15 protein-coding genes and 5 tRNA genes are annotated in these 13,948 nt (G+C 58.0%); 1 reads left to right on the top strand and 19 read right to left on the bottom strand.

The window, feature by feature from the left end; translation table 11 throughout:
- Positions 1-55: 55 nt before the first annotated feature.
- The 6 genes from KFE13_RS04990 to KFE13_RS05015 form a co-directional block, all read right to left on the bottom strand.
- A complete protein-coding gene (locus tag KFE13_RS04990; protein ID WP_260706072.1) occupies positions 56-478 on the bottom strand; it encodes a hypothetical protein in 423 nt (140 codons plus the stop codon).
- Positions 475-1,041 (bottom strand): NUDIX domain-containing protein, encoded by a 567-nt coding sequence (locus KFE13_RS04995; protein ID WP_260706073.1) that lies wholly within the window; start codon positions 1,039-1,041, stop codon positions 475-477. Before KFE13_RS04995 ends, KFE13_RS04990 begins: the two co-directional genes overlap by 4 nt.
- Before the next feature lie 23 nt (positions 1,042-1,064).
- A complete protein-coding gene (locus KFE13_RS05000) occupies positions 1,065-3,218 on the bottom strand; it encodes a CocE/NonD family hydrolase (RefSeq protein WP_260706074.1) in 2,154 nt (717 codons plus the stop codon).
- A 96-nt stretch (positions 3,219-3,314) separates the two neighbouring features.
- On the bottom strand, positions 3,315-3,590 hold the full coding sequence (locus tag KFE13_RS05005; protein ID WP_313900683.1) for a CDGSH iron-sulfur domain-containing protein: 276 nt from the start codon (positions 3,588-3,590) through the stop codon (positions 3,315-3,317).
- Between the two features lie 17 nt (positions 3,591-3,607).
- The gene (locus KFE13_RS05010; RefSeq protein ID WP_260706076.1) at positions 3,608-3,889 is read right to left on the bottom strand and encodes a UBP-type zinc finger domain-containing protein; all 282 of its coding nucleotides are present in this window, start codon (positions 3,887-3,889) and stop codon (positions 3,608-3,610) included.
- A 72-nt stretch (positions 3,890-3,961) separates the two neighbouring features.
- The gene (locus KFE13_RS05015; protein ID WP_313900684.1) at positions 3,962-5,485 is read right to left on the bottom strand and encodes a sigma-54-dependent transcriptional regulator; all 1,524 of its coding nucleotides are present in this window, start codon (positions 5,483-5,485) and stop codon (positions 3,962-3,964) included.
- A gap of 715 nt (positions 5,486-6,200) precedes the next feature.
- On the opposite strand from KFE13_RS05015, the gene KFE13_RS05020 reads away from it, so the two are divergent.
- The gene (locus KFE13_RS05020; RefSeq protein WP_260706077.1) at positions 6,201-7,385 is read left to right on the top strand and encodes an SPL family radical SAM protein; all 1,185 of its coding nucleotides are present in this window, start codon (positions 6,201-6,203) and stop codon (positions 7,383-7,385) included.
- 61 nt (positions 7,386-7,446) lie between these two features.
- Here the strand turns inward: KFE13_RS05020 and KFE13_RS05025 are convergent, their stop codons facing one another.
- The 13 genes from KFE13_RS05025 to KFE13_RS05085 all read right to left on the bottom strand — a co-directional run bounded on the left by KFE13_RS05025 (position 7,447) and on the right by KFE13_RS05085 (position 13,808).
- A complete protein-coding gene (locus KFE13_RS05025) occupies positions 7,447-7,935 on the bottom strand; it encodes a DinB family protein (RefSeq protein WP_260706078.1) in 489 nt (162 codons plus the stop codon).
- 468 nt (positions 7,936-8,403) lie between these two features.
- A complete protein-coding gene (gene rplK / locus KFE13_RS05030) occupies positions 8,404-8,841 on the bottom strand; it encodes a 50S ribosomal protein L11 (RefSeq protein WP_260706079.1) in 438 nt (145 codons plus the stop codon).
- Between the two features lie 98 nt (positions 8,842-8,939).
- A complete protein-coding gene (gene nusG, locus KFE13_RS05035; RefSeq protein WP_260706080.1) occupies positions 8,940-9,584 on the bottom strand; it encodes a transcription termination/antitermination protein NusG in 645 nt (214 codons plus the stop codon).
- Between the two features lie 34 nt (positions 9,585-9,618).
- Positions 9,619-9,879 carry a preprotein translocase subunit SecE gene (secE, locus tag KFE13_RS05040; RefSeq protein WP_260706081.1) on the bottom strand — a complete coding sequence of 87 codons (261 nt, stop codon included), beginning with the start codon at positions 9,877-9,879 and terminating at the stop codon, positions 9,619-9,621.
- A 76-nt stretch (positions 9,880-9,955) separates the two neighbouring features.
- Positions 9,956-10,031: transfer RNA gene (locus tag KFE13_RS05045), tRNA-Trp, on the bottom strand.
- A 59-nt stretch (positions 10,032-10,090) separates the two neighbouring features.
- Complete coding sequence (gene rpmG, locus KFE13_RS05050) at positions 10,091-10,240, bottom strand: 50S ribosomal protein L33 (RefSeq protein ID WP_013579310.1); 150 nt, start codon at positions 10,238-10,240, stop codon at positions 10,091-10,093.
- A gap of 435 nt (positions 10,241-10,675) precedes the next feature.
- Positions 10,676-11,863 (bottom strand): elongation factor Tu, encoded by a 1,188-nt coding sequence (gene tuf / locus KFE13_RS05055; RefSeq protein WP_260703923.1) that lies wholly within the window; start codon positions 11,861-11,863, stop codon positions 10,676-10,678.
- 72 nt (positions 11,864-11,935) lie between these two features.
- The gene (locus tag KFE13_RS05060) at positions 11,936-12,253 is read right to left on the bottom strand and encodes a hypothetical protein (RefSeq protein ID WP_260706082.1); all 318 of its coding nucleotides are present in this window, start codon (positions 12,251-12,253) and stop codon (positions 11,936-11,938) included.
- Positions 12,254-12,284: 31 nt separating this feature from the next.
- Positions 12,285-12,359: transfer RNA gene (locus KFE13_RS05065), tRNA-Gly, on the bottom strand.
- A gap of 13 nt (positions 12,360-12,372) precedes the next feature.
- A tRNA-Thr gene (locus tag KFE13_RS05070) sits at positions 12,373-12,447 on the bottom strand.
- Between the two features lie 265 nt (positions 12,448-12,712).
- Positions 12,713-12,799 (bottom strand) — tRNA-Tyr (locus KFE13_RS05075).
- A 179-nt stretch (positions 12,800-12,978) separates the two neighbouring features.
- Positions 12,979-13,054 (bottom strand) — tRNA-Thr (locus KFE13_RS05080).
- 145 nt (positions 13,055-13,199) lie between these two features.
- Positions 13,200-13,808, bottom strand: a complete 609-nt coding sequence (locus KFE13_RS05085) for an HAD family hydrolase (protein ID WP_260706083.1) — start codon at positions 13,806-13,808, stop codon at positions 13,200-13,202.
- Positions 13,809-13,948 lie beyond the last annotated feature (140 nt).

Genomic DNA, 13,948 nt, shown 5'->3' on the forward strand with positions numbered 1-13,948 from the left:
GCAGCAGTCCGATGCCTGAACACAACGGTCTATCTGGTCATCGCGAAATGAAATACTACCGCCCGTGAGCGATCCATTCCGCCACAAGCAAAACCAACGTTGCAATCGCCATAGCGACCTGCCATCGTTCCGAGCGCACCTTGGCACGCGAAGCCGGCTGCACTCTCCACTGCGCCGCAGGTCGCGCTCGCAGCGATCGCACGCGCCATACTGAATACAGATTGAACAACGCACCTGCAAGGGCGAAGATCATCATCGGAATACGAATTGCATCCGCATGAAACCACCGGGCAGCCCCATAAAATCCGCTTGCCAGCGCTCCCAAACCAATCAGCATTCTGAAGCCGCTGACCGCCATAAACGCAGCGCATCCCGCCTGAAGCAACGCGAATAGAAAACTACCTGCATTCGCCCATCGCAATCCACTTTGAGTAGATTCCGGTGCGCCAGCTTGTTCGTTGATTCTCTCGTCTCTCATCGTGCCCTCGACGGCCGCCCTTGCTCTAACCATATCTTGTAGAGCCCCCATGCAGCGATCGAACAGTTGTCGACAATCTCACCGCTCAGCACCATGCTCTCAAACTCCTGCACGCTCACACGCTTCAGCACCAGGTCGTGCTCTTCGATATCTGGCTCCGACTCGCCCTGGCTCAGGCCCTCAGCCAAAAAGACGTGGTGTTTCTGATTCATCACGCCATAAGCAATCTGCAGCGTGCTCAGATGCGTCATCTTTTCCGCAGTCAGCCCTGTCTCTTCACGCAGCTCACCGCGGGCCAGCTCCTCCGGGTCAACGTCAGCTTGCTCCCATCCGCCCTGAGGAAACTCCGCGAAACGCCCTCCCACCGTATAGCGAAACTGTTCGATCAGATAAACGAACTCGCCCTTTGCTGTCTTCTCCAGCGGAATAATGATCGACGCCGGATCTTTATCGATTACGCCGTAGATTCCTCGCTGCCCATTCGCACGTTCAATCACGTCCTCGCGCACGCTCGTCCAGGGATTGCGGTACACCTCACGGCTGCTGATCGTCTTGATACTCACACTTTCTCCTGCAAATCGAACAGCTACTGCTGCGGCATTTCAAATTCAAGATGCGACGGATATTTAGACGATCCGTAGATGGAGATCGTCTCCGCTTTATACGCGCTCGCCGGAGCACTCATCACGTTCTGCACATACGTCTGCGGATTGCGGTCGTACAGCGGAAACCACGACGACTGCACCTCGACCATGATTCTGTGGCCCTTCAGAAAAGTATGGTCCGCTCCATGCAAACTCCATTTGTACTCCGTCACCTCACCTGGCTTCACAGGCTCCGGCTTCTCGAAGCTCTTCCGATATCGACCACGCAGAATCTCATCTGCAACCATCAACTGATAGCCACCCATTCCATTCGGCGCATCGTCTGGGTAGACATCGATCAGCTTCACCACCCAGTCCGCATCGCTTCCTGTCGTCGCAGCAAAAAGATCCGCGACAACATCGCCCGTCACCGTCACATCATGATCCAGCGGGCCAGTCGCAAAGTTCGCAAGGTCCTTTCGTCCACTGACAAAACGCTGGTCCTCCACCAGCCACGGACGCCACTTCGATCCTCTCGCATACGTCGACTGAATCGGCCGCTGACGATACGGTACCGGGTTCGCCGGATCGGCAACATACTCCGCCTTTGATTCGCCCTCCGGCATATCGAAACTCAACCCATGCTCGGCCGCAAAGTAGAGCTTCGCCGCACGGAATCCCTCCTTAGGAGGCCACGCACTATAACGCTTCCACTCGTTCACACCCGTGCGGAAGCTCGCCGTGTCCTGCAGATCGAACCCTGGTCTGCCCTTGAGATATTTCTCAAAGAACGGTGCCTCAATCGTCTTGCGATACACCTCCCCGGTCGCTGCGCCAAAGTTAATCGCTCCCAGATGCCGCGTCGTCGGAACCCACCCGCCGTGATTCCAGGGCCCCAGCACCAAAAAGACTTCATGGTTCGTATCATGCGGTTCCAACGCTGCGTATTCGGCCTGCGGCCCCCACATATCTTCCTGATCCCACCAGCCACCAACCTCCAGCGTCGGAACCTCCACCTTTGTCAGGTGTGGCTCAACAGCCATGTCCCTCCAGAACTTCGTGTACGACGGCTGCGATAAGAACGCCTTCGCCGTTGGCAGATCGCTCATGCCCGCACTCTTCGCCGCACCCGCAAAGTTCACATTGCGTAAAAAGAAGTTGTACGTGTCCTCCGACGACTCCACACGCACATCCGTCTTCTGCGCCTCAAGCTGCTGCACATAATCGAAGCCGTACGTCTCACGAAACGCGCCGTTGTGAAAAAAATCATCGCCAATCCATATATTCGTCATCGGCGCCTGCGGCGAGATCGCCTTCACCGCCGGATGCGCATCGATCCCCGCCATCATGGCCAGGAATCCCGGATACGAGATGCCATACACGCCCACGCGACCGTTATTGTTCGGCACGTTCTTCAGCAACCAGTCAATCGTGTCACGCGTATCTGTCGTCTCATCGACGTCGTTCTTCGTCTTGTGCTCCACGATCGGCCGGTTCATGACGAACTTTCCTTCGGAGCCATACCGCCCGCGAATATCGCCGAAGACAAAGATGTATCCACTCGCCGCCAGTTCCGGCTTCGACGCATTCACCGCCTCCGACGACTCGCCATCCACACCATACGGGGTCCGCTCCATCAAAAACGGCAGCGGCTCACCCGAGCTCTCCGACCCCTCAGGCCGCAGCACCACGACATGCAGCTTCGCCCCGTCGCGCACCGGCACCATCGCCTCCGTGCGCACATAGTTGCGAAAGTGATTCAGCTTCTTCGCCTCCGTGCTGAAGCGCACAAGGCTTACCTCACCGCTACGCGGCCCGGATGCCGTTGTGGTCAGCCCTGTAACTTTTCCCGCGGCATCCCTCGTAAACTCGACCTGCAGCGTCCGGCCCATCGCCGCAAAATGGTCCTTCGACTCCGGCTTCAGCTCCAGGGCAGCCATCCGCTCGCCCTCGATGTACAACGAATCTCCCTGCACCAGGATCGCGTTCACGACCTCAGGCTCAGCCGGCATACGGTACTGCCCCACATACTCCGCAAGCTCACTCGCCGAAGGCACAGCCGCAACAGGATCGGCTCCGGAGGTCTGTCCGTACATCGCTGCAGAGATCAGCAGCACTCCAGACAACATACTTCCACGCCATCCGCCACGTCTCATCGAACCTTCCTTGATTGCACCAAAAGAAATTGAACTTCTACGCAACAGCCACACCGGCAGAGGACGTCTTCTCCATCCGCCGGTGTGGCTCATTGCCTATGTAAGATTTGCAGGACTCGCCTGGCACTGGAAGCCAATGCGATTGTGCGATCCATCGCAGAACGGGCGCTTCTCACTGGCCCCGCAGCGACACAACGAGATCGCCGGCTTCCCGGTAAGATCCCAATGCTTTCCATCCGCATCCGTCAGCGAAATCGGCCCTTCAACCCGCAATGGCCCATTGGGACGAACTGTAATCTTGACTGCCTGATCCGACATACTTAAACGCTCACTCTCTTCGAAAGATGAGCCAAGCATAACAAACCCAGGCATCGCACCGCCCACCAGACTCAGCCGTGATGAAACTTGTCCTTCGAGAAGTCCAGCTCCACCTCATCCATGTAGCACCAGCCCCAGTCCTCGCCCGGCTCCATCGACCGCATGATCGGGTGCTTGGTCGCATGAAAATGTTTCGTCGCATGTTTATTCGGCGACGAATCGCAGCAACCCATATGGCCGCAGATCTTGCAGATCCTCAGATGCACCCACCATCCGCCAACCTTCAGGCAGTCCTCGCATCCCTTTGCCGAAGGAGTTACATCCTGGACCTCATTCAAATGTTTGCATCGCATCCTGTCACCATCCTTCCCTTCGATGCTAGATGCTATACGAGTCCACGTCTTCGTGCTGTCCGGTTGGAATGCTTAGTCGCCTGCCATCACATCCGTGATGCCATACTCCTTCAGCTTGCGATAAAGCGTCGTCTTCCCGATCCCCAGCAGACGCGCCGCCAGCAGCTTGTCGCCTTTCAACTGCCGGATCGTCCCCAGAATCGCCTGCTTCTCCATCTCGGCAATCGAAACAATCGGCCCTTCACCCTCCTCGATCGTCGCATGCTGCATCACAGCAGGCGTCGACGAAGCGTGCTGATGCATTCTGAAGTCCTGCAGCTGCGTCGGCAGATCGCCCATATGCAACACCGGCCCGCTTGAAAGCGCACATGCGCGTTCGATCGCATTCTCCAGCTCTCGCACATTGCCCGGCCAGTCGTACTCCTGCATCACGCGCAGCGACTCATCCGAAAACGTGCGTGCCACTCCCGTCTCCTTCTCCATCCGAGCCAGAAAATACATCGCCAGCAGCAAAATATCTCCTCTGCGCTCTCGCAGCGGAGGAATCTTCAAATTCACCACATTCAGACGGAAGAAGAGGTCCTTGCGAAACTTCCCCTGCTCCACCATCGCCGCCAGGTCACGATTCGTTGCCGCCAGCACACGCGCCGAAATCGGCCGCGACTGCGTCGACCCCACCGGCCGCACTTCCTTCTCCTGCAATGCGCGCAGCAGCTTCGCCTGTAGATCCAGTGGCAGCTCACCGATCTCATCCAGAAACACCGTGCCTCCGTCGGCTGCTGCCAGCAGTCCCTCCTTCGCACGGTCCGCGCCCGTAAACGCGCCCTTCACATGGCCAAACAATTCGCTCTCGATCAGGCTCGGCACCAGCGCGCCACAGTCCACCGCAACAAACGGTTTCGCTGCATTCGGTCCATTCGAATGGATCGACCGCGCCACCAGCTCCTTGCCCGTCCCGCTCTCTCCCAGAATCATCACCGGATGCGTCGAGAACGCCACCTTCGACAGAATGCGATACAGCTTCTCCATCTCAGGCGACTTGCCAATCAAGCCCTCGGCGCTCTGCTGCGACCGCAGCCTCTCGCGCAGCAAACGACTCTCGCGATCAAAGTGCATCCGCTGCCCCGCGCGCTCGATCACGGTCGTCAGCTCTTCCAGCGCAAACGGCTTCGTCAGGTAATCGCGCGCGCCAATCCGCATCGCCTCCACGGCCGACGCAACAGTGGCAAACGCCGTCATCACCACCACCGCCATCTCCGGATACAGTGTCTTCACCTGCTCCAGCAGGGCAAGCCCACCGCCATCCGGCAGCTTCAAATCCAGCAGCAGCACATCCATCTTCTGGTGACGCAAGATCTCTCTTGCGCGCGCCAGACTGTCAGCACCCACCACGGCGCAGCCCATTCCTTCTGCAATCGCACAGCAGGCCTTGCGCACCGCATTGTCGTCATCCACCACAAGCACGTGCAGCGCGGGATCCATGCCCTGCTGCTTTGCGGCTCCATCCCCGGCTACATCCAACGGCGACAGCCCAACCAGAACTCCCGATGGCCCAGCGGCTCCACTTCTCTGCATGACTTCGTTCATCGGTTTCATACCTCTCTTCTCATTCGTTTGCGTGCCGGTCTTTGCCGGCCTTCCATAAACGGTCAGCATGCGATCCACCTTGCCGTGCTGGTACACACCGGCAATGGCTCCGCACTCACTGCCAGACTTCGCAGTGACAGCCCACCTTTATGCAATCCGTCGAGAACAGCCTTTATGGCCGCATAGAGACTCTGCGCCGCAGACACACAGGAAGCGTCCACGCGCAAACCGCAAACGATCACAGAATGCGTGAGAGAGACCAGCCAGCCTCTTCTCCACATCCCAACCAACATCTCTACCAAGGCAGTACTGCTCAGCAACGCCTGCATCAATCCAACTCCAAGCCGCTTACTTTTCTCTACACGCGGCTGCACTTACGTAATCACGCGAAGTGCCAAACTGGAACTCTCATCGCTCGAGATGCCCTAACTGCTTGAACATCAAGAAGCAACAACGAGGGTTACCTGTGGTTACCTAAAGACAACCACGATACTTCATTTTGAGCAATTCCCAAAAAGGAACAGTTCACCTCACCGATACGTGCTTCATTCCCAAAATCACCCGAAAAACCAGCCTTCCCATAGAAATTCCCAAAACGGGAGCGTCCTGATTTGGGAAGCAGAAAAACCTCCTGCCTCCCACCCATCCTGTTCAAAACTTTTGCCTCCTTCCCCCTTGACGCCTCCGCCGAACAGGCCTAACCTCATCTCAGCTAGGCGAACAAATGGCGAAAATAAACACCACAGCTTCTCCACTCCTCCCCATCCTCGGACAGCCCTCCGAGCCGCCTCGGACAGGCATCGCCCGCCTCGCTTTCGAAGCGACTCACGCCGACTCCGGCCATCTCATCGAGTTCCGCGCCCTCAACGTCCGCAGCATCCTCAACCGCTCCACCTCCAGGCGCCTCACCTGGCTTGCCTGGAGCATCAATCCCTACCGCGGCTGCGAGTTCGCCTGCCGTTATTGCTACGCCCGCTACACCCACGAGTTCATGGCTCCCGCCCCTGGCACTCCTGCGCCCAGCGGGCCCGACTTCCACAATCCCCTCACCTTCGAGCGCCTCATCTTCCTCAAGCAGAACGCCGCCTGGCTGCTCGAGCAGGAGTTGCGACGCCATCACCCCTCCGACCAGATCGCAATCGGCACCGCTACCGACCCCTGGCAACCCATCGAGCGCCGCGCCCGTATCACCCGCAGCCTGCTTGAGGTCTTCGCCACGCGCTCCGGCCTCCGCATCGGCATCGTCACCAAATCGCGCCTCATCCTCCGCGACACCGACCTGCTGCGCGAGATCGCACGACGCAATCACCTCGTCGTACACATCACCATCACCACCCCGGATGCTGAGCTCGCACGCCTGCTTGAGCCGCGCGCCCCACGTCCCGACCTGCGTCTCGATACCGTACGCCGCCTCCGTCAGGCGGGAATCGTCACCGGAATTCTCTGCTCCCCGCTGCTTCCTGGCATCACCGACACCGAGGTTGCCATCGACCGCATGGCAGCACTCGCCGCCCAGGCCAATGCCAGCTTCTTCGCCGCCAATCCACTCTTTCTCAAGCCGTGCTCCCGCCCTACCTACCTGAGCTTCGTCCGGGAGCACTTCCCGGCGCTCGTCGCCGACTACGAGCGCCGGTTCGCCCACAACGACTTCGCCACCAAACCCTATGCACAACAGCTCGCCCGTCTGGTCGAACAGGCACGCCAGCGCCACGGTCTCAACCGCCGTTGGCGCGATGCCGAGGAACCCCGCGAATCGACCGTCAACAATGCCACGGCCGAGGAGCTCAACTTCGAACAGTCCCTGCCAACCGATCCGCGTCCGCTCGCCCCGCAGCGAGAGCAGCCATCCTCACGCAAACGACCTGCGGCCTCAACCCCAGCCGCAGAACAGCAACGGCTCTTCGCCTGACCATCCTGTTTCTGCATGCAGGAGTCAACAGCAGGGAGGGCCAATCGAAGCGTTGCTGGGCTCAATGCGTCTTGTCCATCCAGACGTCCCACGTCAGCGGCCCGATCTGCTCGTCATCGAATGCGTGTCCAGCCATCTTCAGAGCCAGCTTGATCTGCCCATGGTGATATCCCTCATGCCAGATCATGTGCTCCAGGAACAGCAGAGGATGGTCGTAGTGGACCTTCATCGCCTTCCCCGACCGCACCATGCTCCCCACCGCTTCGCGCACCGCCTGGGCACTCGCCTCCAGCTCACCGGCCATCTGCTCTGTACTCAGTCCATCCGCCCATTCACGCTCCGGCACCGATCGCGCAAACTCCGGCGCGTCTTCGTAGAGGAAGACCAGCCGCACATAGTGCATATGCGTAAACATCTGCGACACCGTTGGGCTTCCCGCCATCACGCGCGCCGCAAGCCCATCCTCCGGCACCGCACGCAGCAGGTTCACAAGAATCCGATTGTTCCTGTCCCATGCATCCAGCACCACGTCCAACAGGTCCGATCCCATCTTTGGCCGCCCTCCACGCAGAGTTTAGTGCACCATTCCCGCTCGACAAAAAACGCACCGCGGCCTCAACCCCACGCGCCGGCAAGCAAAGCCTCTTCGCCTGAGTGCCAACCTGCAATTCCGCTGTCAAGCCCCTGTGCCCCTTCTGAAAAGCTCTAATCTCATCGCAACCAAAACAAAATAAGTGCCTTAGAGAACAGAAAGAATCTTCAATCAAAGTGCCGATCAGTTTGGCTCCATTCGCTAAAATAGAAATAAGCTTGAAAAACAAAGAAGGCCGGACTTTTTAGAGTCCGGCCTATCCCTTTTGAAATGAATATTTTGATACTTAAGTCTCATGAATGCAATATTTTAGCGTCCAAAAATCGCGCATCTCATTGCATCCAAAAGACATAAGCCCAAGCTACCCCGGGGGGGTAGCTTGGGCCTGAAAGGAACTTCGGTGAATCCTGGATCCAGAGATCCGGTTTAGGCAACAACCTCGATGCCCATCGAGCGCGCCGTACCGCGGATCGTCTTCGCCGCAGCTTCAACCGTGGTTGCGTTCATGTCCGGCATCTTCTGCTTGGCGATCTCGAGAACCTGCTTCTCGGTGACCTTGCCCTTCTTGTCCTTGTTCGGTGTGCCCGAACCCTTCTCGATGCCGGCAGCCTTCAGCAGCAGAACCGGAGCCGGAGGTGTCTTGGTGATGAAGCTGAACGTACGGTCTGCATAAACCGAGATCACGACCGGGATCGTCAGCCCGGCCAGAGCCGGGTCCTTGCCCGTGCGGTCGTTGAACTGCTTGCAGAACTCCATAATGTTGACCTGCGCCTGACCGAGCGCGGGACCAACCGGCGGTGCAGGCGTTGCCTTGCCGGCCACAATCTGCAGTTTGACGTATCCAGTAATCTTCTTCGGTGCCATCGGGTATTCCTCTTACGCTTCCTGCGGCGGCCTCACGGCCAGCTCGCTAAAAATTTGAACTTCCACTTCCAGGCCACGCCAAAGACGCAGCCTCAAACCTATTCGGTGACCTTGTCCACCTTCGAGAACTCGATCTCGACCGGAGTCGAACGACCGAAGATGCTGACCATCACCTTGAGCGTCTGCTTGTCTTCGTTGATCTCGTCGACCGCGCCCGTAAAGTTCGCAAACGGCCCTTCGTTGATGCGGACCTGCTCGCCCTTGTCGAACTTGATCTTGAGCGTCGGCTTCTCCTTCGACACATCCGAGCGGAACAGGATCGAGCTGACTTCCTGCTCAGACAAAGCAACCGGATTGTCGCCCGTGCCAAGAAAGCCCGTGACGCGCGGCGTGTTCTTGATCACATGCCACAGATCATTGTCGAGATCCATTTCGATCAGCACATAACCGGGAAGAAAGACCCGCTCGATCGTGTACTTCTTGCCGTTGCGAAGCTCCGTTACCGGCTCCGTCGGAATCATGATCCGGCCAATCTTGTTCTGCAGGCCGAAGGCGGCAATGCGGCTCTCCAGCGACTCCCGCACCTTGCGCTCAAAGCCGGAGTAAGCGTGGATGATGTACCACTTGAAGTTCTCATTGACCGGAGGCGCGAGCTGCTCTGCCGCCTGCTCTGAGGCTGCCTCAGCCGTCTGCTCTACCGGATTCTGTTGCTCTTCCGCCATGGTTGTGCCTTCTTCACGCATCGTTTGCTTCCCGATACTGCTGATCTTGTCTCTACTACTTCGCCGCCACACGCAGAACGTATTCCACCGCGCGTCCAATGAGGTTATCCACCAGCCAGAAGTACGCTGCGAAGATAAAAACCGTGACGATCACGACTGTCGTGGTCGCCTGCACCTCGGCGCGCGACGGCGACACCACTTTGCGCATCTCGCTGCGCACATCCCGCAGGAAACTCATGGTGCGCTCGGGAAAAGACTTCAACTGCTGCATCCCGGTATTCGTCTGCTGTTCCGCTACCGCTACTGTCTTGGCCATAACGCCGCCTTGTGAATCTTCGTTTACTGCTTCTGTTGGTACCGCCACTTCAGAAGATTTCCGACTCTGAAGAGGATGGCGGGGGAGCTCGGATTCGAACCGAGAAGTTCGGTTTTGGAGACCGACAGTTTAACCGTTGAGCTTACTCCCCCAGGAGTGGCTATTCCGTCCAAAGCATGGGCGCGAAGCGCTTCCGCCTGGACGGCTAGTCCTACTTCGTCTCTTTGTGATCCGTGTGTTTGCGGCAGGTATTGCAGAACTTCGAGAACTCAAGACGGCCAGTTGTGGTCTTCTTGTTCTTCGTGGTGGAATAGTTCCGGTTCTTGCACTCCGGGCACTGGAGGGTGATGATCTCGCGCATTGTTGTCGTCTCCTTCTAACGTGGCCAGCCACTTCGACTGGCAAGCAGCTTGTCACATGGAAGGAAAACTCCGCCCACCTGACACGCCGCAACGCAGGGGATGTGGTCCCTGCAACCAAAATCCTGAGTTGTGTTACCTGAGGACGAAGCGGTCAGGCCACGCCTTCGCCTCGTACTATTATCCACGAAAGCATGGGTTAAAGAAAGCCTTGCTCGAGTAAAAATCAGGCGGCAACCGGTAACGGGCACCGCCTGATTTCATGACGGTTCAAGACCGAGACTCCACTGCCTCTATTCGCTTCTCAAAATGGCACGGTCAACAGCAATCCGACCGCCCCGGGAACACAAAAAAGCGGCGAGCCGAAGCTCGCCGCCTTGATTTATTTCGCATTCGGCAAGAATCCGCGCGAAGCGCGTTCCCACCGTCCGCTCTCGTTACTTGATGATTTCGGAGATGGTACCAGCGCCGACGGTGCGTCCGCCTTCGCGGATGGCGAAGCGGAGACCCTTCTCCATCGCCACCGGCGTGTGCAGCGTGATCTCCAGCTGGATGTTGTCGCCCGGCATCACCATCTCGGTGCCTTCCGGAAGCTTCGCCGATCCCGTCACGTCCGTCGTGCGGAAGTAGAACTGCGGACGGTAGCCGTTGAAGAACGGAGTGTGACGTCCACCCTCTTCCTTCGACAGAACGTACACCTCGCCCTTGAACACCGTGTGCGGCGTGATCGAGCCGGGCTTCGCCAGCACCATGCCGCGCTCCACGTCTTCCTTCGCCGTACCGCGCAGCAGCAGACCGGCATTGTCGCCCGCCAGACCCTCGTCCAGCTGCTTCTTGAACATCTCCACGCCCGTTACCGTCGTCGCCTGCGTGTCGCGGAAGCCCACGATCTGTGCCGCCTCGCCGACCTTGATCTTGCCACGCTCGATACGACCCGTTACTACAGTTCCACGGCCCGAGATCGAGAAGATGTCTTCGATCGGCATCAGGAACGGAAGGTCGACCATGCGGTCAGGCTGCGGAACGTTCTTGTCCACCGCTTCCATCAGCTCGTCGATCTTGTCTTCCCACTGCTTCTCGCCGTTCAGTGCGCCCAGCGCAGAGCCGCGGACCACAGGAACGTCGTCGCCCGGGAAGTCGTACTTCGACAGCAGCTCGCGGACTTCCATCTCCACCAGGTCCACCAGCTCCGCATCCTCAACCGCATCGCACTTGTTCAGGAACACCACGATGTACGGCACGCCAACCTGACGAGCCAGCAGAACGTGCTCCTTGGTCTGCGGCATCGGACCGTCGGTCGCTGCCACCACCAGGATCGCGCCGTCCATCTGCGCTGCGCCCGTGATCATGTTCTTGATGTAGTCGGCGTGGCCGGGGCAGTCCACGTGAGCATAGTGACGGTTCGCCGTCTCGTACTCCACGTGCGAAGTCGCAATCGTAATACCGCGCTCGCGCTCCTCAGGTGCGTTGTCGATCGTGTCGAACGAACGAAACGCGTTCTTCGGGTTGTGCTTCGACAGTACCTTCGTGATCGCCGCCGTCAACGTCGTCTTGCCGTGATCGATGTGCCCGATCGTCCCAATGTTCACGTGCGGCTTGGACCGGTCAAATTTTTCCTTCGCCATTGCTCTCTCCGTCTGGTGTTTGGCCGGCATATGCCGGCGGTTCAAGTAATAACTTCAAATGTGTGTGAGATCTCAGTAATACGCGTACAACCGGAAGAACTGCTTCCTCAACTCCGGTGCGACCTTCTCGAGGCTGGCCAGATAGAACTCTCTGATCTGCCCCTGATCGCCATCCGGAAGCCGCTTGTATTCTCCAGCGGTCTGCGGTCCGAGAAGACCCTTCCCGAGAACATCCTCAAACTCGCGAATACGGGCTCGCCGCCGCTCCAGCGACTGAAGAAAGCCGCGAACTTTTTCGGCCGAAAACGACGTCTCGATCGCTGTCTTTACCGCACCGAAGGCCTGGGGATCAGCGATCGGAAGTATCGGCTGCTCTTTCAACGTGCTCAACAAAATCTCCTGCGTACTGCCTTCACAATTCTGGAGCGGGAGACGGGAATCGAACCCGCGACCAACAGCTTGGAAGGCTGTGACTCTACCACTGAGTTACTCCCGCCTGCTACGAAACCTGGAGCTGATGATGGGGCTTGAACCCATGACCTCTCCCTTACCAAGGGAGTGCTCTACCACTGAGCTACATCAGCCTGCCTACAGAACCTGAGCAAAAACCAGACTCTGCTAAAACTCCAACCTTACAATCCTATCGCGAGCGCAACCAGCCAAGCGTTACGCGAAAGGCAAAAAATCCAAGCAGGAGCCACGTCAGCGAACGAAACCTGCCTGGCTCCATCGTTTGCCAGGCAAGGACCGCTAAAACTCCGAGAACAGCCAGCGCGATTGCCATACGCCCGCTACCGGCAGGACTCAGATCCACTTGCGCTCCCACATCCTTCAATTACCGCAAACCTATGGTGCACAGGGGAGGATTCGAACCTCCGTACGTCATTGACGGGCAGATTTACAGTCTGCTGCCATTAACCACTCGGCCACCTGTGCACATCCTGCAAACCCGCTCATCGAACAGCATCCGGCTTCAACTCTCACACCAAAACCTCGATCTCTCTTGCCGCGATCGAGCGGGTTTTCATTGTTGAAGAAAGTCTCCGGAGGCCTGCGCGACCAGAACGGCCTGGCAGTACTACCAAATCCAAACTCTTCCTCGGCTGTAAGAAATCTGGAGCTGGCGAAGGGACTTGAACCCCCGACCCTCTGATTACAAATCAGATGCTCTACCAGCTGAGCTACGCCAGCCCTCACAGCCTTACTTGCTCTCTGTAGGCCCGGCTGCAGGAAGCGCAGTAGTGCCTGCGCAGAGTGCGCCGCAGTTCTGACTTTAGCACAGCCAAACCAGCGTCGCAAACTTCGTCAGGCAAGAAGTTTGCACCGCACTGGAAGCTCAGACAGCAGCCAGTGCAACACGCTCCCACGGCGCCGGAACCTTCACCGAAGCCATGCCCGCAGCACGTGCCGACTCGATGCCCATGTCGGTGTCTTCAAAGACGAGACAGTGTTCCGGAGCGATCCTCAGGCGATCTGCTGCCATCAGGTAAGGCTCGGGATGCGGCTTGCTGTTCCGGTAATCCCCGGCGCACACCAGCGTCTCAAAACGGTGAAGAAGATTCAGCGTCCCCAGCGATGCACGAACAGATTCATGCGTGCTCCCCGATACGACAGCAAAGGGTATCTGCCCATGCTGCGCCTCAATATGCTCCAGCACTTCGGGAACGGCCTTCATCTGCGGAAGATGTGCGTAAAACATCTCTTCCTTACGCCGCTGCACATCGGCAACCGGCATGGCCAATCCCTGGCGCTGATTGAGCGAAGCGATAATCTCCGTCACCGGCATACCGCCCCAGGCGTAGAACAGGTCCTCGCTGAATTCGCAATTCCACTCTGCAAGAACCGTCTTCCATGCAACGTAGTGCAGCGGCATAGAATCGCAGATCGTGCCATCACAGTCGAACAGGTAAGCCTTGAACTCACCCTTCGGCAGCTTCAACTTCATTCCAAATCATCTCCCGGCCCAAAAGGGCACAGTCTTCATGATGACAGATCGACCCTAAACGATCCGCAATGTGCAGGAAATCCGTGGTTGCGTGATAGCCTTTTTCACGTCCAACTAGCATGGCCGTTCTAACCTGACCT

It is taken from the genome of Edaphobacter flagellatus, assembly GCF_025264665.1.
GTDB lineage: Bacteria > Acidobacteriota > Terriglobia > Terriglobales > Acidobacteriaceae > Edaphobacter > Edaphobacter flagellatus.

Coding starts and splice junctions, on each gene's coding strand:
- KFE13_RS04990 (WP_260706072.1), bottom strand. CDS start 478: ATGAGAGACGAGAGAATCAACGAACAAGCTGGCGCACCGGAATCTACT.
- KFE13_RS05000 (WP_260706074.1), bottom strand. CDS start 3,218: ATGAGACGTGGCGGATGGCGTGGAAGTATGTTGTCTGGAGTGCTGCTG.
- KFE13_RS05005 (WP_313900683.1), bottom strand. CDS start 3,590: ATGCCTGGGTTTGTTATGCTTGGCTCATCTTTCGAAGAGAGTGAGCGT.
- KFE13_RS05010 (WP_260706076.1), bottom strand. CDS start 3,889: ATGCGATGCAAACATTTGAATGAGGTCCAGGATGTAACTCCTTCGGCA.
- KFE13_RS05015 (WP_313900684.1), bottom strand. CDS start 5,485: ATGAAACCGATGAACGAAGTCATGCAGAGAAGTGGAGCCGCTGGGCCA.
- KFE13_RS05020 (WP_260706077.1), top strand. CDS start 6,201: ATGGCGAAAATAAACACCACAGCTTCTCCACTCCTCCCCATCCTCGGA.
- KFE13_RS05025 (WP_260706078.1), bottom strand. CDS start 7,935: ATGGGATCGGACCTGTTGGACGTGGTGCTGGATGCATGGGACAGGAAC.
- rplK (WP_260706079.1), bottom strand. CDS start 8,841: ATGGCACCGAAGAAGATTACTGGATACGTCAAACTGCAGATTGTGGCC.
- nusG (WP_260706080.1), bottom strand. CDS start 9,584: ATGCGTGAAGAAGGCACAACCATGGCGGAAGAGCAACAGAATCCGGTA.
- secE (WP_260706081.1), bottom strand. CDS start 9,879: ATGGCCAAGACAGTAGCGGTAGCGGAACAGCAGACGAATACCGGGATG.
- rpmG (WP_013579310.1), bottom strand. CDS start 10,240: ATGCGCGAGATCATCACCCTCCAGTGCCCGGAGTGCAAGAACCGGAAC.
- tuf (WP_260703923.1), bottom strand. CDS start 11,863: ATGGCGAAGGAAAAATTTGACCGGTCCAAGCCGCACGTGAACATTGGG.
- KFE13_RS05085 (WP_260706083.1), bottom strand. CDS start 13,808: ATGAAGTTGAAGCTGCCGAAGGGTGAGTTCAAGGCTTACCTGTTCGAC.